Here is an 18,198-nt window from a genome sequence, read left to right on the forward strand (position 1 = left end):
ATCGCAGCCTGCGGCAGCTCCTACCGTGGATCGGGGTGTCTCAGCGTTTTAGTTTGCGCTTGTTGCGGTATTGGTCGATGACCACCGCGACCACGATGATCATGCCCTTGATGATGTCCTGGATATAGGCATCGACTCCGACGAAGGTGAAGCCGCTGGCCATGACCCCGAGGATCAGCGCGCCGATCACCGTGCCGGTGATGCGCCCTACTCCGCCGGCCAGGCTGGTACCGCCGATCACGGCTGCGGCAATCGCGTCCAGCTCGTAGGACATGCCCATCCCCGCCTGCCCGGTCGCGGCGCGGGCCGAAGCTACCACCCCGGCCAACCCTGCGAGCAGCCCGGCGATGCTGTAGACGATCACCAGGTGGCGCTTGACGTTGATCCCCGAGGTGCGTGCCGCCTGCATGTTGCCGCCGATGGCGTAGGTGTATTTACCGTACTTGGTGTAGCGCAGGGCGATGTGGAAGATCACCGCGACCACCAGGAAAATGATCACCGGCATCGCGCCGTGGCCGATGGCCGTGTACGAATCGGAGAGCATGCTCACCGGCTGGCCTTCGGTGTAGTAACGCGCCAGGCCACGGGCCGAGACCATCATGCCGAGGGTAGCAATAAAGGGTGGAATCCCGGTAATGGCGATGATGCTGCCATTGATCGCCCCTGCCAGCAGTCCGACCCCGAGCCCGACTATCACCGGAATCCACACCGGCAGGTCCGTCAGGGAGGGAAACACCGCCCGGGTAAAGTCCGAAGTCTGCGCCAGGCTCGCGGCGATCATCGCCGACAACGCCAGCACCGAGCCGGACGACAGGTCGATGCCGGTGGTAATGATCACCTGGGTCACGCCGATCGCCAGCAGGCCGATGATCGACACTTGCAGGATCATCAGCACCAGACGTTGCGAGTTCATCAGGAAGCTTTGGTCGCGAACGATCCAGCCAAACACTTCGAAGACCAGGCCGATGCCGATCAGCACCAGGAAAATGCTCAATTCGGTGGGGAACCGTCGGCGCGTCTTGGCCGGAGCTGCCGTGGGTTTGTTTTCCAGTATCGCGTTGTTCATAGCCACTCACCCTTCTATAGCGTTGCCGGCGACCAGTACCCTGGGCGCCAACAGAAACCGTTTAAATGCATTGAACCGTCAATGAACCGCGGACATTCCGGAAGCCAGTTGCATGACCCGTTCCTGGGTCGCTTCGCTGCGGTCGAGGGTGCCCATCAGGTGGCCCTCGTGCATGACCATCACCCGATCGCTCATGCCCAGCACTTCCGGCAATTCCGAGGAAATCATGATCACCGCCATGCCTTCGCTGGCGAGGCAGGAAATCAGCCGGTAGATCTCGGCCTTGGCGCCGACGTCGATGCCGCGGGTCGGCTCGTCGAGAATCAGGATCCGTGGGTTGGTCATCAGCCAGCGGGCCAGCAAGGCCTTCTGCTGATTGCCACCGGACAAGGTGTCGATGCACTGCTCCAGGGACGGGGTTTTCACCCGCAACTTCTTGCACATGTCTTCGCACAGGGCGCGCAGGGCTTTCTGCTGGATAAAGCCGTTGCCGACGTAGTGCGGCAGCACGGCCATTTCCATGTTTTCCAGCACTGACAGGCAGGGGAACAGGCCGCTGAGCTTGCGATCTTCGGTCAACAACGCAAAACCCTTTTCGATGGCCATGTGCGGGTCGCTGATGCGCACCGGCTGACCGTCGAGCTGGATTTCGCCACCGTCGCTTGGGGTAATGCCGAAAATCGCTTCGGCGACATTGGTCCGCCCCGAGCCCATCAACCCGGCGATGCCGAGAATCTCGCCGGCATGCAGGTCGAACGACACGCCCTTGAAGATCCCGTCCAGGCGCAGGTCGCGCACCGACAGCAACAGATCGCCGATCGGCTTCTCGCGCTCCGGGAACAACTGGCTCAGCTCACGGCCGACCATCATCGAGATCAGGCTGTCGCCGTCCATGCTGTCAGCCCGCTGCAGGCCGATGTAGGCACCGTCACGGAACACCGCCACTTCATCGGCGATGCTGAACACTTCGTTCATTTTGTGGGTGATGTAGATGATGCCCTTACCCTGGGCCTTGAGGTCGGCAATGATCGAGAACAGGTGGGTGACTTCCTTGTCGGTAATCGCCGAAGTCGGTTCGTCCATGATCAGGATGTCGGAGTCGTAGGACACCGCCTTGGCGATCTCGACCATCTGCCGCTCGGCGATGCTCAGGTTGCCGACCTGCTCTTCGGGATCGAGGTTGATCCGCAGCCGCTCCAGCAGGTTCGCCGTGCAGCGATGCATTTCCCGGTGGTCGATCATGTGGAAACCGTTGAGCTGCTCGCGACCGATCCAGATGTTCTCGGCGATGCTCATGTGCGGCATCAGGTTGAGTTCCTGGTGGATCATCGCGATCCCGGCCTGCAGCGCCGCCAGCGGCGTGTCGAAAGTCACCGGCTTGCCGCGCAGGCGCAGTTCGCCGGCATCCGGCTGGTAGATGCCGGCGATGATTTTCATCAGGGTCGATTTGCCGGCGCCGTTCTCGCCCATCAGGGCCAGCACGGAACCGGGGCGTACCCGCAGCTGCACATCGGACAAGGCCACCACACCGGGAAAACCCTTACTGACGTTGATGATCTCCAGCAGGTACGGTTCATCGAAAGGCGTGGCAGTTGGCTGGATACCCACCAACGGGGTGCTCGAAGCAGTCGCTGAAGCGAACATGATCAGGTACTCCATCAGCAAGGCCGCCTTGGCCACCTTGCGTGCTTATTGTTGTTATTGAATGGACCGGTTAGTTGAACTGATCGACGTTTTCCGGGGTGATCAAGCGGTAAGGCACCCACAGGGTCTGGTCCACCGGTTCGTTCCTGGCCATCTTCACCGCCGCGTCGATCGAACCCACGGCCTGGCCCTTGGCGTCCTGGAACACCGACACCGCCAGATCGCCTTTCTTCACGGCGCGCAAACCGTCGGGAGTACCGTCGACGCCGCCGATCAGCACACTGCCCTTGTCGACACCGGCCTGCTTCAGGGCCATGGCCGCACCGATGGCCATCTCGTCGTTGTTGGAGACGATGGCGTCGAATTTACGGCCCTGGGTCAGCCAGTCGTTTACCAGGGTCATGCCTTTGTCCCGCAACCAGGTGCCGGTCTGCTCCTGATCGATCTTGATGTTCGGGTACTTGGCGAGTACCTCTTTGACGCCTTTGGTGCGATTGGTGGTGGAATTGTTCGCCAGGTCGCCGAGCAGAATCACGATGTCGCCCTTGCCATTGAGTTTCTCGGCCAGGTACTGCATCTGCATCGCGCCGGCTTCAAGGTCGTTGGAAGCCACGGTGATCACGCCCTTGGGCAACTTCAGGTCATCCGGACGGCGGTTGACGTAGACCAGCGGAATCCCGGCGCTGACCGCGGCTTCGGTGATCTTTCTGGTCGCGGCGGTATCCACCGGATTGACCACGATGGCATCGACCTTCTGGCTGACGAAGCTTTCCACCTGGCTCAGCTGCCTGACCACGTCGCTGCGAGCGTCCTCAAATTGCAAGGTCACGCCGTCGGGCATGGACCTGGCTTTCTGGTCCATGGATTCACGCAGGTAAGTCAGCCAGGTGTCATCGTATTGCGACATACTCACGCCGATCTTCAGGTCAGCGAACGCCGCGCCGCTGGCGAGCATCAGCGACAAGGCAAGTGAGGCGAAACGGGTCTTGGTCTTCATGAAAGTCTGTCTCCACATTCTTGTTGGTTTTATGGATAAGGCGTTGGACCGGATTCAGCTGGCCTGCGCTGGCAAACGAACGATGGGCGCGCCGGCAATGCAGCACACCAAGGCACTGTTGCGCTCGACGCACAGGAGTCTGGAAAGAGAAAGGAGTATGGACAGGTGCGGACCGCGCGATAGATCGCGGGGCAGGTGGAATGCGGGACGCAAGATCCGTAGAGCAGTGCTGAAGGCTTTCATCGACGGTACCTGTTTGTTTTTGTTGGTTCGTCCGCTACTGCTTCAAGTGACTCGAGGCAGATCGGACGTTGATGTCGGCAACCTGGAAATGACTTTATTGGAAAATATTTTCTATATCAATCAATTTTAGAATTTTATTCTGGTTTTATTCCATTACTGGCCATGTCGCTCAGTTCGACCACCTGCTGGCGTTGCGCACTGAGTCGCGCCGCGTCCAGCACGCGGGTGGTTTCAAGTGCATCACGGGGATCGACCGGCAGTGGGCCAGCGCTCTGTAACGCGGTTTGTAGCTGTATATAGAACTGCTGCCAGCAGCCGCGCTCGGAAGGAATCCGTTCGCGCTCCTCGCCTTGTTCGAACCAGCCCCAGCGTCGATGCTCCTCAACGCCCCAGCGGTCACCCTCGGACTTGGGCGACAGACCGGCCAGCGCTGCGGCCTCCTGCCCGTCCAGCCCCTCGACGGTGTAGCAACCTGCTGTGCCATTGACCCGAAATCGGGGGGCCGGGCTGTTTTGCAAGCAGCTGCCGGACAGGTGTGAAATCACCCCATTGGCATGGGTCAGGGAAACGAAGAAGCCGTCATCGAACTCCTGTCCTTGATGGGCGTAGTGCAGCTCGGCGTAGACCCGCGCCACCGGCCCGAACAGTTGCAGGGCCTGATCCACCAGATGGCTGCCCAGATCGCGGAGGAAACCGCCGCCGTTGCCATTACCCACCGACTGCGGGGCATAGCGCTCGACCCTTGATTCGAAGCGGGTCACCTGCCCCAGGGCGCCGGCCTCGAAAAGTTTGCGCACGGTAAGGAAATCCGAATCCCAGCGGCGGTTCTGGTAGACGCTCAAGGGCACCTTTTGCCATTCGGCAGCGGCGATCAAGGCGCCCGCCTGCTGCGCGTCGGCGGCAAAGGGTTTGTCACTGACCACCGCCACCCCGTGGCCGATGGCTTCGAGCAATAGCGCCTGGCGCCCCGGTAGAGGTGTGGAAACCACCAGCACATCGACCCCGGCTTCGACCAACCGGGCGACAGTGTCGAAGGCCGGTACACCCGGGTAGTCCTTTGCCAGGCACTGGCGCCGCTCGGCCGAACGCGTCACCACGCCGACAAAGGTCGCGGCGGGCAGACTGCTGATCAGCGGAGCATGAAAAAACCGGCCACCATGGCCGTAACCGACAAGTCCGATACGCATAACGTTTTCCTTAATGTTGAAGGTGGCCCCGTAGCAGCTGGCGAGCTTTGCGAGCCTGCGTTCGGCTGCGCAGCGGCCGTAAAACCTGCAATCGCGGTGCATCAGGCACACCGAGTTTGATGGACTAACCGCTTCGCGCTCGAACGCAGGCTCGCGGGCTCGCCAGCTGCTACGGGGACTCGCGCTTAACGGCATAACTCGCTTTTGACTCGATCCAGCATCATCCGGTTGGATTCGTCCGGCCGGTCTTCCCAGGCGAACACCGAGACCGTGGCGATGCCGTCGAACTTGAGCTCGCGCAAGGTGCTGAAAAACGCCTGCCAGTCGACTTCGCCCTGACCGATGTCCAGGTGCTGGTGCACGGTGGCGGTCACGCCCGGCGGGTTGACGATGTAGCGCAGGCCTGACGACGCCTTGTGGTTGTAGGTGTCGGCGATGATCAGGTGAGTGAGCTTGTCACCGGCATACTTGAGCATCGAGGCGATGTCGCCTTTGCCGTCGTCGTAGAAAAAGGTATGGGGCGCGGCATAGAGGTAGTTGATCCAGTCGCGATCCAGGCCGCGAATGATGTCCACCGACTCGTTGTTGCGCTCGCAGAAGTCATAGGGGTGGGCCTGGATATCCAGCTTGATGCCTTCGCGTTCGAACACCGGCATCAGCTCGTCCATGGAGCGCATGAACTGGTTCTCGCAGACCAGCGGATTATCCGACTGGCCGGTGAATTCGGTGTTGAGCAGTTCGCAGTCCATTTCCACGGCAATCTGGATCGCGCGCTTCCAGTTGCGCAAGGCGGCCTGGCGCAGGCCTTCATCGGCAGCGGCCCAGTGGTACATCGGCAGCAGCGAGGAGAGTTGCACCCCGGTGTCGCTCAGGGCTTTGCGAAACTCCTTGATCCGCGCCCGGTCGACCCGCGGCGCTTTGTAGAACGGCAGGAAATCCTCCCGCGGCGACAGTTCGATATGCTGGTAACCGAGCTCGGCGACCTTGTCGACCATCTTGCCCAGGGACAGGTTGCGGTACATGTAGGGGTCTAGTGCGATGCGCATTATTGTTCTCCGTCGCCAATGACTGGCGCTGCTGTTGTAGGAGCTGCCGCAGGCTGCGATCTTTTGATCTTTTCGGCGAACAACGCGTTGTCTGGATGGACGCCAGAATCAAAAGATCGCAGCCTGCGGCAGCTCCTACAGGGGGCGTGTTTTAGCCGTAGAAATGGGGGCGGTCAGGGAGTGCGACTTTGACGATCGCTCCGCTGTTTTGTGCCTCGATGCACGCATCCGCCGCCACTGCCGCCGCAAACCCGTCCCAGGCCGACGGCCCGCCGACTTGCCCGGCGCGCACACCGTCGATAAAGGCCTGCAGCTCGACGTCATAGGCAGCAATAAAACGATCCTTCCAGTCCATCAGAATCGCGTTGGAGAGTTTCGCGCCGCTGCGCAATTGCACCTGGGACGGCTCGGGCAGTTTGGCGATGCCGGTCTCGCCGACGACTTCGCACTGGATGTCGTAGCCGTACTGGCAATTGACGAAAATCTCGACGTCGATACGGGTGCCCCTGGCGGTTTCCAGCAGGACGATCTGCGGGTCTTTCAAGTGGGCGTGGGCCTTGCTGGTCTTGCGCGGGAACACCACCTGCACCGACACATAGTCATCGGCCAGCAGCCAGCGCAATACATCCAGTTCATGGATCAGCGTGTCGGTGATGGCCATGTCGGTCTGGTAGTTCTCGCCCACGGTCGGGTTGCGGTGAGCGCAATGCAGCATCAACGGCTCGCCGATCTGGCCACTGTCGATCACCGCCTTGAGTGCCTGGTAACCCTGATCGTAGGGGCGCATGAACCCGACCTGCACCAGCCGCTTGCCATGGGCTACTTCAGCCTCGACTATCTTGCGGCAGCCTTCGGCGGTCACCGCCAGTGGCTTCTCGCAGAACACCGGTTTGCCGGCAGCAATCGCGGCGAGCACGAACTCTTCGTGGCTCGGGCCCCAGGACGTCACCAATATCGCCTCGACCTCTGGTGCGTTGATCAGCGCATGGCCATCGGGATAGACCTCGGCGGTCAGTTTCAAGTCGGCGACAACCTTGGCCGCCTGCTCGAGATTGATGTCGGTAACGGCCACCACCCGGCTGTTGAGCAGGGTCTGGCTGCAACGCCGGATATGGTCCTGACCGATGGCACCGGTGCCGATGACGCCGACCCGCAACGAATTAAAAAGCAACGACATCTCTATTCTCCCGTTGGAAAGTTTTGTGTGCAGGGCAATCAGTACTGACGGGCCTTGGCCAGTCGTTCATTCAGGGTTTTCGCCACCGCATCGGTGCGCGCGCTGGTGGAGACTTGCGCCACGCCGACGCGCCACCAGGACAGGTATTTGTGGATCATGGTCTTGGGCAGAACCTTGATATCGATCAACGTCGACACGCTCTGCAATCGGGCATCGGCCAGCGCTGCCTGCAGCTCCTCGACCGTATTCACCTTGTAGGTCTTGCAGCCATAGGCCGCCGCGCTCATGGCGAAGTCCACCGGCACAAACCCGCCATCGAGCTTGCCGGTTTGCGGGTTGCGGAAGCGGAACTCGGTGCCGAAGCTGTCCATGCCGTGTTCCATCTGCAGGTTGTTGATGCAGCCGAAGGTCATGTTGTCGAGCAGGATCACGTTGATCTTGCGTCGCTCCTGAATCGAGGTCACCAGCTCCGAGTGCAGCATCAGGTAGGAGCCATCGCCGACCAGCGCATAGACCTCGCGCTCAGGCTCGGCGAGCTTCACCCCCAGCGCGGCATTGACCTCGTAGCCCATGCAGGAATAGCCGTACTCGACGTGGTAGCTGTTCACCCCCTTGCTGCGCCAGCTGCGTTGCAGATCACCGGGCAGGCTGCCGGCAGCGGCAACGATCACCGCGTCACTCGGCAAGCGTTCGTTGAGCACGCCGAGCACCCGGCTTTGGGTCAGGCAGGAACCGGTCAGCTCGATGAATTCGCGCAGCACCGCCGGGTCCATGTGGTCGTGGATTTCCGGGACGAAGTTGTCGCTCTGGTACTCGACCTGATAAACCCGGTCGACCTCGGCATCCAGTTGCGCCTTAGCCTCCCTCGGTTGATCGCCCCAGGCGGAGCGATAACCGGTGCGCGCCAAGGCATCGGACAAGGCTTGCAGCCCGGACCTGGCGTCAGCCAGCAGTTGCACGCCATCGAGTTTCAGTGCATCGCAGGGGCTGATGTTGAGGTTGAGAAATTCCACCTCGGGATGCTGGAACAGCGATTTCGACGAGGTGGTGAAGTCGGTGTAGCGGGTGCCGATACCGATGATCAGGTCCGCTTGCGGGGCCAGCAGATTCGCCGCCAGGCAACCGGTTTCGCCAATGCCGCCGAGGTTCAGCGGGTGAGCGGAAACCACCGCGCTTTTGCCGGCCTGGGTTTCCGCGAAGGGGATATCGAAACGCTCGGCAAACGCCTGCAAGGCTGCGTTGGCCCCGGAGTATTTGACCCCGCCACCGCAGATGATCAAGGGTTTGCGCTTGCCTTCGAGCAAGGCCAGGGCATCGCCGAGCATCGCTTCGGTGGCCGGGCGGCGGTCGATGCGGTGTACGCGCTTTTGCAGGAAGTAGTCGGGATAGTCATAGGCTTCGCCTTGCACGTCCTGGGGCAAGGCCAGGGTCACCGCGCCGGTTTCCGCCGGGTCGGTGAGCACGCGCATGGCGTGGATCGCCGCACTCATCAGTTGCTCGGGGCGGTTGATCCGGTCCCAGTACTTGCTCACGGCCTTGAAGGCATCGTTGGTGCTGATGCTCAGGTCATGGAACTGCTCGATCTGTTGCAGCACCGGGTCCGGTTGGCGGCTGGCGTAGACATCGCCGGGCAACAGCAGCAATGGAATCCGGTTGGCGGTGGCGGTGGCTGCGGCGGTCAGCATGTTCGCCGCGCCGGGTCCGACCGAAGAAGTGCAGGCGTAGATCTTGCGCCGCAGATGCTGCTTGGCAAAACCGATGGCCGCATGGGCCATGCCCTGCTCGTTGCGGCCCTGATGCACCACCAGATCGCCGCTGTCCTGCTCCAGGGCCTGGCCGAGGCCCAGGACGTTGCCGTGACCGAAAATGGTAAAGATCCCGGCAACGAATTTGCTTTGTACCCCATCCACCTCGACGTACTGGTTATCGAGGAATTTCACCAGGGCCTGGGCCATGGTCAGTCGTGTAGTAGTCATGTCCGATCCTTTCAAATGCACCTCAGATCCCCTGTAGGAGCTGCCGAAGGCTGCGATCTTTTGATCCTGACAATCTTGCATCCGACTGAGATGTTTCCCGGAACAACAAGATCAAAAGATCGCAGCCTTCGGCAGCTCCTACGCGGTGGACGGTTTATGCCAGGGAGTGTTTCAAATGCTCCATGCTCGCCCCTATCGCCTGCTCGATATCCACCAGGCCATGCACGCTTTCGGCAAACGGCTCGAACGACAGGTAGCCCGTGTAGCCGGAGCTGAGCAAGGTATCGATCTGCGCGGCATTACCGAGGATGTCCGCCTCCCCCACCAACACCCGATGCCCATCACGAATACTCGCCAGCGGCGCCTGTGCATCCTCGACGCCGGAGATGTGCACCAGCCCGGTCAGCTCGGGGAAGAACTCGTGTTCGCCGGCCAGGTGATGGTGGAAGGTGTCATGCACCAGGCGGAACACATCCAGCCCGCCAATCGCCTTGATCGCGTCCACCGCCGTGCGTTTGCGCCGCAGGGAACACTCTTCGAAGCCCAGCGGTTCGATAAACCCGAGAATCCCGTGCTGGCGCAGGATCGGCGCCAGTTCGCTGAGCGCCGTGCGTAATGCGGTGTTGCGCTGGACCTTGGTGCGCGGGTCGGCGCGATCATTCAGCGGACACATCACCAGCCCCTGCGCACCGCAATCGCGGGCATAGGCGGCCAGCTTGCGGGCTTGCTCCCGACGTTCGTCGTTCCATACATCGAACGGATACAGCGCGTTGATCGACAACACCTTGATCCCTTTGGCCGCGCACAACTCGCGGACCCGCGCTGGCGGCGTACCGTCTTCGATCTCGACGCCCTTGAGGTCGTTGCGGATCTCGATGGCATCGGCTTTCAAGGTCACCGCCAGCTCAATGAAATCCGGCAGTGACAATCCTGGGGCGACCATACGGTTCAGGGCGAAACGCAGGGGCTGGCTCATTATTCTTGTTCTCCGCTCTCAAGGTGGATCGATAGGTTTATTTAGCGGTCGGCATGCCGAACTCAGGGCCTTTGGCGATGCTGTCCGGCCAGCGCTGCATCACGCTTTTGTAACGGCTGTAGAAGCGAATGCCTTCTTCGCCGTAGGCGTGGTGATCGCCAAACAGCGAACGCTTCCAGCCACCGAAGGAATGCCAGGCCATTGGCACCGGGATCGGCACGTTGATGCCGACCATACCGACCTTGATGGTCCGTGCGAACGCCCGGGCGATGCCGCCGTCGCTGGTGAAACAGGACACGCCGTTACCGAACTCGTGGGCGTTGATCAAGGCCACCGCGCTGGCGAAATCGGCGACCCGGACAATGCCCAGCACCGGACCGAAGATTTCCTGCTGGTAGATGCTCATTTCGGTCGTCACGTTGTCGAACAGCGTCGCGCCGACAAAGAAGCCATTCTCTGCACCCGGGACCTTGAAGTGGCGGCCGTCGACAATCAGCTGCGCACCCTGGGCCACGCCTTCATCGATAAACCCTTCAACCTTGGCCTTGTGCTCGGCGGTGACCAGCGGCCCCATGTCGCTGTCGGCCTGCATGCCGTTGCCGACCTTCAACTGGTCGATGCGCGGCAGCAGTCTGGCGATCAGCTGGTCCGCGACATCGCCCACCGCCACGGCAATCGAAATCGCCATGCAGCGTTCGCCGGCCGAGCCGTAAGCGGCGCCGATCAAGGCGTCGGCGGCCTGGTCCAGATCGGCGTCGGGCATGACGATCATGTGATTCTTCGCCCCACCCAGCGCTTGCACGCGTTTGCCGCGGGCAGTGGCTTGCTGGTGGATGTACTCGGCGATCGGCGTCGAACCGACAAAGGAAATCGCTTCGATGTCCGGGTGTTGCAGCAATGCATCGACCGCAATCTTGTCGCCCTGCACCACATTGAACACACCGTCTGGCAGACCGGCTTCGGTGAGCAGGCGGGCCATCAACAAACTGGCCGAGGGGTCGCGCTCGGAGGGTTTGAGGATGAAGCAGTTACCGGTGACCAGCGCGATCGGGATCATCCACAACGGCACCATTACCGGGAAGTTGAACGGGGTCACGCCGGCGCAGACGCCCAGGGGCTGGCGCAGGTTCCAGTTATCGATGCCGCCGCCGATGTTGTCGCTGAACTCGGTCTTGAGCAGGTTCGGCGCGCCGCAGGCGTACTCGACGATCTCGATGCCGCGGGTCACTTCGCCCTTGGCGTCGGAAAAGACTTTGCCGTGTTCGCGACTGATGATTTCTGCCAGCTCATCATGGTGTTTATCCAGCAATTCCTTGAACTTGAACATCACTCGCGAGCGACGCAGGGACGACTGCCCGGACCAGGCCGGGAAGGCCTTCAAGGCCGAGGCGACGGCTTCATCGACGGTCTTCTGGCTGGCCAGCCCGACCCGCGCCTGGACGCTGCCGGTGGCCGGATTGAAAACGTTGCTGAAGCGTTCGCTGCCACTGTCCTGCACTTGGCCGTTGATGTAATGGCCTAAAACCTGGGCGTCACTCATTGTTGTCGTTCTCCAATCTGAAAGATAGAAACCTACAAATCCAGCAGCCAGCTGTGCTGCGGGTCGTTATGGAAGTGCCAGACGCGTTTGGGCCCGGCCATCACGTTCAGGTAATACGACTCGTAGCCGTAGGGCACGCTGACCGGGTGATAACCCTTGGGCACCACCACCAGGTCGCTGTTTTCCACGGCCATGGCCTGGTCGATGCTGCGGTCGTCGGTGTAGACCCGCTGAAAGACGAAGCCCTGGGGCGGGTTGATCTGGTGGTAGTAGGTTTCTTCGAGGAAGCTCTGGTGCGGCAGGTCGTCGGTGTCGTGCTTGTGCGGTGGGTAGCTCGACGAATGCCCGGACGGCGTGCGCACTTCCACCACCAGCAGTGAATGGGCCGGCTCGGTGTCCGGCAGGATGTCGCAGACGTAACGGGTGTTGGCGCCTTTGCCGCGCACGCTGCGCTGCATATTCTCGGGTTTGATCAGCCGTGGGCCAAGGCCGTTGCCGGTCGAACCGGGCGCGGCACACACGGCGATCTGCACGTCGCTCAAGGCCAGCACTTGCGCCTGACTGCCGGGCGGCAAGTAGGCGGCGAAGGGTGATTTGTCTTCAAACACTGATTGCCGATCGCCGATGTTGTCCCAGCTGAAGGCGCCCTGCCCCGGGGCTTCGCCCTGGATCGTGACCCGGCCACTGAGCAGCACCAGGCACAGTTCTTTATCACCGGCACTGACCGGCAGGGTTTCCCCAAGGCTCAGGCGGTAGGCGGCAAAACCGACGTATTGCAGTTCATCGGCACCCAGCTCGACCATGGTCTGGCCCCGGGCTTTGCTTTTGACCAGCAGGCTCATTGTCCGATCCTCTGATTCAGCAGTGAACGCAAGGTGTCGTAGCCCTTTTTCGCGTAGACATAACTCGGCGCCACCGCCGGGTCCTGCTCGGCCTCGACTACCAGCCAGCCGTGATAGTCGGCGGCCAGCAACACGTCGAGCAGCGCGGCAAAGTCGATATCGCCGTCGCCGGGCACGGTGAAGGTGCCGTTGATGATGCAGTCCGGGAAGCTCCAGAGGTTGTTGCGCGCCAGTTGCACCACCGGTTTGCGCACGTCCTTGAAATGCACGTGGCACACCCGGTCGATATGTTTGCGCAGCACTTGCAGCGGTTCGCCGCCGCCCATGTAGCAGTGGCCCGAATCGAACAGCAGGCCGACTTCGCTGCCGGTCAGGCTCATCAATGTGTCGATGTCGGTCGGGGATTCGACATAAGCGCCCATATGGTGGTGGTAGGCCAGACGCACGCCCTGGGACAGGGTGAACCGCGCCAGCTCAGTGAGCTTGTCGGCGTATGCCTGCCAGGCCTGTGCGCTGTGAAAACGCGGGCGTTCAACCAGTGGAATGCGCTGGCCCTGGATCGAGTCGGCGACTTCGCCATAGACCAGCACCTTGGCGCCGTTCTTCGCCAGCAGCTCGACGTGACTGCCGATGGCGTCGATTTCCTCGGCCACCGAACGCCGGGCCAGACGGCTGGAGTACCAGCCGGAGACCAGTGCCAGGTCGTAAGGCCGCAGCACATCGCCGACGCCCTTGGCGTCCTTGGGAAATTTGCCGTTGAGCTCGAAGCCCTCGTAGCCGATTTCCTTGCCCTCGCTCAAGGCGGTGCTCAGCGGTGTTTCACCGCCCAGAGCCGGCAGGTCGTCGTTGCTCCAGGAGATCGGGTTGATGCCAATTCGGATAGCGGGCATGGCTGCACCTTTTGTTGTTTTCTGAATAAATTGCTGACTGTGAATCTGACCTCACAGGCCGACGAACACTTGTGGCGAGGGGGCTTGCCCCCGCTGGGTCGCGTAGCGGCCCCAAAACCGGCAGTCGCGGTTTTTCAGGTAGAACGCATCCGCCGGTTTTACGACTGCTTCGCAGCCGAACGGGGCGATGCGGCGTTCCGACAAGCCCCCTCGCCACAGAAAGCCCCCTCGCCACAAAGGTCGCCTTTCACCCCCGGGCCGTGCGCCAGGCCTCGATCAATTCGACAAAGGTGCCCTGCACTCGCTGGATCAGCGCTTCGTCATCGATCTCCCCGGCCAGCCAGGCTCGGCTGGGCTCCTGGAAAATCGTCCGGCCCACGGCAAAGCCACGGCAGGTCTTGCTTTGACTGGCCTGCTGAAACCCTTCGGCGAGAGCCGCGGCCGGGGCGTTCAGCCCCAGCAGCACCACGCCGCGGCAATAGGGGTCGCGCTCTTGAATCAGGGCGTCGAGTTGCTCCCATTCGGCGGTGCTCTGCGCCTCGATCTTCCACCAGGCCGGGAAAATGCCGAGGTTGTACAGGCGCTTGATGGCGCGGTAGAGCACGTCCGGCCAAGGTGACGGATGATCCCTGGGCGGGATGATTTCCAGCAGCAGCTCATGACCGCTGACTTGCGCCGCCTGATACAGGCCCTTGATCTGGGCTTCCTGTTCCAGACGCAATAATGGCTCGTCATCAGGATGGAATTGCACCAGGCATTTGATGATCTGCTCCTGGGGCCAAGCGATCAGGTTGCTACCGATCGAACGACCATGCTCGAAAGCCAACGGTCGCGAACCCTGGACTTCCACCGGCCGCGCGACCCACCAACCCCGACCGGTGGCGGCGTTCAGCGAGTCCTGGCCAAAGCGCTGGTCGGCCAGCAAACCGACATCCGCTTCGATACCCTGCTGGCGCAAGTCGGCCTCGACCCGCTCCACGGCCTTGATAAACAGCTGCTTGAGTTCACCAATGCTGCTGAGCTCGCGACCACTCTGTTGTGCCAGCTCGACCAGCTGCCACCGATGGTCGAAGGCAAAGATGAACAGTTGCTTCCAGGCTTTGCGCGGCACGCTGACCTGATGCAGGCGCTGCAGCATCTCGTCCTGATCGGGCCGGGTAATAGGTACCGGGCTGTTGAACAGGTAGTCCAGCTCGGCACGGGTCGGCATCGCCGGGGCACAGGCGTGGCGCGACACCACCAGCCCGCCGCAGGCATTGGCCAACTGGCAGCAGCGCTCGTCAGTCGCGTCCTCCAGCCAGCCGCTGAGGAAGCCCGATATAAAGGCATCGCCGGCCCCCAGCACGTTGAGCACCTCGACCCGCACCCCGGGATAGATCGCACCGTCTTCGAGACGCGCCGGGATCGCCCCATGAATCACCGTGCAGCCTTGTGGGCCAAGCTTGACCACCAGGGTCGCGGCCGTCAGCGAACGCACGGTGCGCAGGGCGCCGAGCAGGTCTTCGCTGCCACCGGCAATCAGAAACTCTTCTTCAGTGCCGACAATCAGGTCGAAGCGCGGGAGGATTTTCTGCACATGCTGGCTGACTTTCTGGTCGGCAACGAAACGGGTTTCGCCGTCCGCCTTGCCTGCCAGGCCCCAGAGCACCGGGCGGTAGTCGATATCCAGCACGCGCTTGACGTTGTGCTTTTGGGCGTAGTCCAGCGCCTGGATACTTGCCCTGTATACGCCGTCCGTGGAGAAATGCGTGCCGGTGATCAGCAAGGCTTTGCTGGAAGCGATGAAGGATTCGTTGATGTCTTCAGCGCGCAAGGCCATATCGGCGCAGTTCTCGCGGTAGAAGACCAAAGGAAAGGTTTCGCGGTCCTTGAGCCCGAGCAAGACCATGGCGGTCAAGCGTTCCGGATCGAGTTTGACCCCGCTGACGTCACAGCCTTCGCGGGTCAGGGATTCGAGCAGAAAACGCCCCATATGGTCGTCCCCTACCCGGCTCAACATCGCCGACTTGAGGCCAAGGCGTGCGGTGCCGAAGGCGATGTTCGCCGATGAACCGCCCAGGTACTTGGCGAAACTGCTGACATCCTCCAGCCGCGCACCGACTTGCTGTGCGTAGAGGTCGACGCCAAGGCGCCCGAGGCAAATCAGATCCAATTGACGCCCACTGGCAAAACGAGTCTGGCCCATGCTGGCTCCTGTTATTTTTATCAGCCTGCGTTCGCCGCGGTGCAAGCGCGAACACTTTTGGTGTGGGCCAGACTAAAACGTCTCGCGACTCCAATCAATATTTATTCTATATATTTTTTACGTGGAATATTTTTTCCAATAAACTCGGACAGGACGAAAGTGGATCGATTCAGCAACTACCCCTGACTTCACGCTCAAGATTTTATTTGCGCCTACCCTGTAGACTGCGCAAGCCAACCTAGTGTCGAGGGCCGGCATTCACCCGCCGTCCCTAAAAGAACAAGCCAGAAGGATTCCCTATGTCCCGCACCGATCAGCCGGCTACGTCCGAGAGCACGCCCGAGAGCAACCTCGGCAGCCCCCCGATCAATGCCGAGCGCCTGCTGCAGCTGATCACCGAGGAATACGAAAGCCTGCCGCGCCAGCTCAAACGCATCGCCAGCTACATGAGCCAGCAGAGCGACCGGATCATGGTCGACCGCATCAGCGATATCGCTCGTGAGTGCGAAGTCCACCCTTCGGCCATCGTGCGTTTCTCTCAGCGCTTCGGTTTCAGCGGCTTCAGTGAAATGCAGGCGTTGTTCCGCGAGGCCTACACCCACAAGACCACCCCGGTGCAGAACTACCAGCAGCGCATCCGCAGCATGATCGCCAACAAGTCGCAGAAGGCCAGCGGCGGTGATCTGGCGCGCGAATGCATCAACGCCACACTGTCGGGCATCGAACGTCTGGGCCTGGAACTGGACGATCAGGCCTTCGACAAGGCCGTCGACCTGGTGGTAAATGCCGACAACATCTATGTGGTCGGCGTGCGCCGTTCATTCGCGGTGGCCGATTACCTGGTCTACAACCTGCAGCACACCAACAAGCGCATCCACCTGGTCTCGGGCCTGGGGGGCAGCTATCGGGAACAGATGCGCAGCGTGCGGGCCAATGATCTGGTGATCGCCATCAGCTTCACGCCGTATGGCAAGGAAACCCAGCATTGCCTGCGTATTGCCCAACACCATCAGGCGAAAACCCTGATCATCACTGACAGCAACCTGTCGCCCCTGGCCAAGCGCGCCAATACTGTGCTGCTGGTCAATGAGGGCAGCTCATTCGCTTTCCGTTCGTTGAGTGCCACCTTGTGCCTGTGCCAGGCGCTGTTTATCGCCGTGGCCTATCGCCTGGAATTGAAGGTCGACGAGATTCACGAGCAGGTGGGGTTTGAGGATTAGGCAGACGCTACTGGCTTACCTGGGGTGGTGAGTATGGGCCTGCAATGAACCCGGAACCCCGGTGCGCACCAGCCCGCCCTTGCCGATCCAGTCCTGGGTCTGCTCATAGGCCCGTCGTAGCAGCAGATCGGTCTGGCTGAAGTCGAACACCGAGATCCCCAGCGGACACAGCGGCGCCACCACATGGATATCGGCTCGCGGCGAATACAACTCAATGTCGCGAACCAGTTGACGCATGCTCATCAGGTTCAGCGTATGCAGCGCCAGCGCCACCAGCCCGGTCGGCGGCTGTGGGCAGGCACAACCGAATCCGGTCGGCACCACCACGACCCGGGTTGCTCCCAGAAATACCGCACTGGCAATCGGCGTGTTACTGGTCACACCGCCATCCACCAGCCATTTGTCGCCGATCCGCACATTGGGGAACACCAGTGGTATCGCCGCGCTGGCGAGCAAGGCCTGTTCAACACTGCCGCTCGACAACAGTTCGTCGGTACCGGTGAGCAGGTTGGTGGTGACGATGTACAGGGGCAATACGGTCTGCTCGATCAAGGTCACCGGCAGCGCCCGACGCACCAGTTGCTGGAGCGCCGAAGACTGCAGCAGATAACCGCGCCGACGCAGGATCGCGGCCAGGGTATCGGTCAGCGAAACCGGAAACACATCCGCCTTGCGCAACCCGCGCCAGAAGTCCGCCAGCTCGGCAACGCCCTCGGCTGTCGGCCTGGCCGCGAAGTACGCGCCATTGATAGCCCCGACCGAAGCACCGATCACCAGATCGAAAGCCACTCCGGCCTCGAGCAGCGCCCGCAACATGCCGACCTGAACCGCGCCGAGACTGCCGCCCCCGGCCAGCACCAGTGCAGTTTTGACTGTCGCCATGACAGGCCTCCTGCTTCAACCCGACACCTGAATCAACAAGCATAGCTGGCGCGAGGACGCCCATGGCGATCCACCCGGACCGCTTACATCGGCCCTCTCACGGGTGTACGCAAACGGGCTTCGCGTACACCTGCGAAATGGCGGACGTACGTGAGGGGATTGGCCTACATCTGCGAAATGGCGGACGTACGTGATCGGCGTAGGAGCTGCCGCAGGCTGCGATCTTTTAGCGATTTGAAGATCAAGATCAAAAGATCGCAGCCTGCGGCAGCTCCCACAGGGGATTGGCCTACACCGGCGAAATGGCGGACGTACGTGATCGGCGTA

General features: G+C 61.4%; 16 protein-coding genes. 2 read left to right on the plus strand and 14 right to left on the minus strand.

Features of this window, described 5'->3' with window-relative positions; all coding sequences use genetic code 11:
• Positions 1–40: 40 nt before the first annotated feature.
• The 3 genes from F8N21_RS23100 to F8N21_RS23110 all read right to left on the minus strand — a co-directional run bounded on the left by F8N21_RS23100 (position 41) and on the right by F8N21_RS23110 (position 3,707).
• On the minus strand, positions 41–1,066 hold the full coding sequence (locus F8N21_RS23100; protein WP_150644318.1) for an ABC transporter permease: 1,026 nt from the start codon (positions 1,064–1,066) through the stop codon (positions 41–43).
• 78 nt (positions 1,067–1,144) lie between these two features.
• Positions 1,145–2,710 (minus strand): sugar ABC transporter ATP-binding protein, encoded by a 1,566-nt coding sequence (locus F8N21_RS23105; protein WP_150644319.1) that lies wholly within the window; start codon positions 2,708–2,710, stop codon positions 1,145–1,147.
• 70 nt (positions 2,711–2,780) lie between these two features.
• Entirely contained in the window at positions 2,781–3,707 is a 927-nt protein-coding gene (locus F8N21_RS23110) for a sugar ABC transporter substrate-binding protein (protein WP_150644320.1), read from the minus strand.
• Here F8N21_RS23110 and F8N21_RS31525 point away from each other — a divergent pair.
• On the plus strand, positions 3,706–4,080 hold the full coding sequence (locus F8N21_RS31525; RefSeq protein ID WP_191624388.1) for a hypothetical protein: 375 nt from the start codon (positions 3,706–3,708) through the stop codon (positions 4,078–4,080). The two genes, F8N21_RS23110 and F8N21_RS31525, sit on opposite strands and share 2 nt — an antisense overlap.
• Before the next feature lie 4 nt (positions 4,081–4,084).
• On the opposite strand, the gene F8N21_RS23120 is transcribed toward F8N21_RS31525, so the two are convergent.
• The 10 genes from F8N21_RS23120 to F8N21_RS23165 form a co-directional block, all read right to left on the minus strand.
• Positions 4,085–5,137: a Gfo/Idh/MocA family oxidoreductase gene (locus F8N21_RS23120; protein ID WP_150644322.1), complete on the minus strand. Its 1,053-nt coding sequence runs from the start codon at positions 5,135–5,137 to the stop codon at positions 4,085–4,087.
• Between the two features lie 185 nt (positions 5,138–5,322).
• Complete coding sequence (locus tag F8N21_RS23125; RefSeq protein WP_150644323.1) at positions 5,323–6,183, minus strand: sugar phosphate isomerase/epimerase family protein; 861 nt, start codon at positions 6,181–6,183, stop codon at positions 5,323–5,325.
• 151 nt (positions 6,184–6,334) lie between these two features.
• Positions 6,335–7,360 (minus strand): Gfo/Idh/MocA family protein, encoded by a 1,026-nt coding sequence (locus tag F8N21_RS23130; protein ID WP_150644324.1) that lies wholly within the window; start codon positions 7,358–7,360, stop codon positions 6,335–6,337.
• A 38-nt stretch (positions 7,361–7,398) separates the two neighbouring features.
• Positions 7,399–9,336 carry a 3D-(3,5/4)-trihydroxycyclohexane-1,2-dione acylhydrolase (decyclizing) gene (gene iolD / locus F8N21_RS23135; protein ID WP_150644325.1) on the minus strand — a complete coding sequence of 646 codons (1,938 nt, stop codon included), beginning with the start codon at positions 9,334–9,336 and terminating at the stop codon, positions 7,399–7,401.
• A 154-nt stretch (positions 9,337–9,490) separates the two neighbouring features.
• Positions 9,491–10,312 carry a TIM barrel protein gene (locus tag F8N21_RS23140; RefSeq protein ID WP_150644326.1) on the minus strand — a complete coding sequence of 274 codons (822 nt, stop codon included), beginning with the start codon at positions 10,310–10,312 and terminating at the stop codon, positions 9,491–9,493.
• Between the two features lie 37 nt (positions 10,313–10,349).
• Positions 10,350–11,852 carry a CoA-acylating methylmalonate-semialdehyde dehydrogenase gene (locus tag F8N21_RS23145; protein ID WP_150644327.1) on the minus strand — a complete coding sequence of 501 codons (1,503 nt, stop codon included), beginning with the start codon at positions 11,850–11,852 and terminating at the stop codon, positions 10,350–10,352.
• 32 nt (positions 11,853–11,884) lie between these two features.
• Positions 11,885–12,694, minus strand: coding sequence for a 5-deoxy-glucuronate isomerase (gene iolB, locus F8N21_RS23150; protein ID WP_150644328.1), 810 nt, complete (start codon positions 12,692–12,694; stop codon positions 11,885–11,887).
• Complete coding sequence (gene iolE / locus F8N21_RS23155) at positions 12,691–13,584, minus strand: myo-inosose-2 dehydratase (RefSeq protein ID WP_150644329.1); 894 nt, start codon at positions 13,582–13,584, stop codon at positions 12,691–12,693. The genes iolB and iolE overlap by 4 nt, the downstream gene beginning before the upstream one ends.
• Before the next feature lie 51 nt (positions 13,585–13,635).
• Positions 13,636–13,788 carry a hypothetical protein gene (locus F8N21_RS30550; RefSeq protein WP_191624389.1) on the minus strand — a complete coding sequence of 51 codons (153 nt, stop codon included), beginning with the start codon at positions 13,786–13,788 and terminating at the stop codon, positions 13,636–13,638.
• Between the two features lie 43 nt (positions 13,789–13,831).
• Positions 13,832–15,769, minus strand: a complete 1,938-nt coding sequence (locus F8N21_RS23165; protein ID WP_150644330.1) for a bifunctional 5-dehydro-2-deoxygluconokinase/5-dehydro-2-deoxyphosphogluconate aldolase — start codon at positions 15,767–15,769, stop codon at positions 13,832–13,834.
• Positions 15,770–16,068: 299 nt separating this feature from the next.
• Between F8N21_RS23165 and F8N21_RS23170 the strand changes: the two genes are divergently transcribed.
• Entirely contained in the window at positions 16,069–16,989 is a 921-nt protein-coding gene (locus F8N21_RS23170) for a MurR/RpiR family transcriptional regulator (RefSeq protein WP_150644331.1), read from the plus strand.
• A 15-nt stretch (positions 16,990–17,004) separates the two neighbouring features.
• On the opposite strand, the gene F8N21_RS23175 is transcribed toward F8N21_RS23170, so the two are convergent.
• Entirely contained in the window at positions 17,005–17,871 is an 867-nt protein-coding gene (locus tag F8N21_RS23175; RefSeq protein WP_150644332.1) for a patatin-like phospholipase family protein, read from the minus strand.
• Positions 17,872–18,198 lie beyond the last annotated feature (327 nt).

This window comes from Pseudomonas fluorescens (assembly GCF_902497895.1).
Taxonomy (GTDB): domain Bacteria; phylum Pseudomonadota; class Gammaproteobacteria; order Pseudomonadales; family Pseudomonadaceae; genus Aquipseudomonas; species Aquipseudomonas fluorescens_BP.

Coding starts and splice junctions, on each gene's coding strand:
- F8N21_RS23100 (WP_150644318.1), bottom strand. CDS start 1,066: ATGAACAACGCGATACTGGAAAACAAACCCACGGCAGCTCCGGCCAAG.
- F8N21_RS23105 (WP_150644319.1), bottom strand. CDS start 2,710: ATGTTCGCTTCAGCGACTGCTTCGAGCACCCCGTTGGTGGGTATCCAG.
- F8N21_RS31525 (WP_191624388.1), top strand. CDS start 3,706: ATGAAAGTCTGTCTCCACATTCTTGTTGGTTTTATGGATAAGGCGTTG.
- F8N21_RS23110 (WP_150644320.1), bottom strand. CDS start 3,707: ATGAAGACCAAGACCCGTTTCGCCTCACTTGCCTTGTCGCTGATGCTC.
- F8N21_RS23120 (WP_150644322.1), bottom strand. CDS start 5,137: ATGCGTATCGGACTTGTCGGTTACGGCCATGGTGGCCGGTTTTTTCAT.
- F8N21_RS23125 (WP_150644323.1), bottom strand. CDS start 6,183: ATGCGCATCGCACTAGACCCCTACATGTACCGCAACCTGTCCCTGGGC.
- F8N21_RS23130 (WP_150644324.1), bottom strand. CDS start 7,360: ATGTCGTTGCTTTTTAATTCGTTGCGGGTCGGCGTCATCGGCACCGGT.
- iolD (WP_150644325.1), bottom strand. CDS start 9,336: ATGACTACTACACGACTGACCATGGCCCAGGCCCTGGTGAAATTCCTC.
- F8N21_RS23140 (WP_150644326.1), bottom strand. CDS start 10,312: ATGAGCCAGCCCCTGCGTTTCGCCCTGAACCGTATGGTCGCCCCAGGA.
- F8N21_RS23145 (WP_150644327.1), bottom strand. CDS start 11,852: ATGAGTGACGCCCAGGTTTTAGGCCATTACATCAACGGCCAAGTGCAG.
- iolB (WP_150644328.1), bottom strand. CDS start 12,694: ATGAGCCTGCTGGTCAAAAGCAAAGCCCGGGGCCAGACCATGGTCGAG.
- iolE (WP_150644329.1), bottom strand. CDS start 13,584: ATGCCCGCTATCCGAATTGGCATCAACCCGATCTCCTGGAGCAACGAC.
- F8N21_RS23165 (WP_150644330.1), bottom strand. CDS start 15,769: ATGGGCCAGACTCGTTTTGCCAGTGGGCGTCAATTGGATCTGATTTGC.
- F8N21_RS23170 (WP_150644331.1), top strand. CDS start 16,069: ATGTCCCGCACCGATCAGCCGGCTACGTCCGAGAGCACGCCCGAGAGC.
- F8N21_RS23175 (WP_150644332.1), bottom strand. CDS start 17,871: ATGGCGACAGTCAAAACTGCACTGGTGCTGGCCGGGGGCGGCAGTCTC.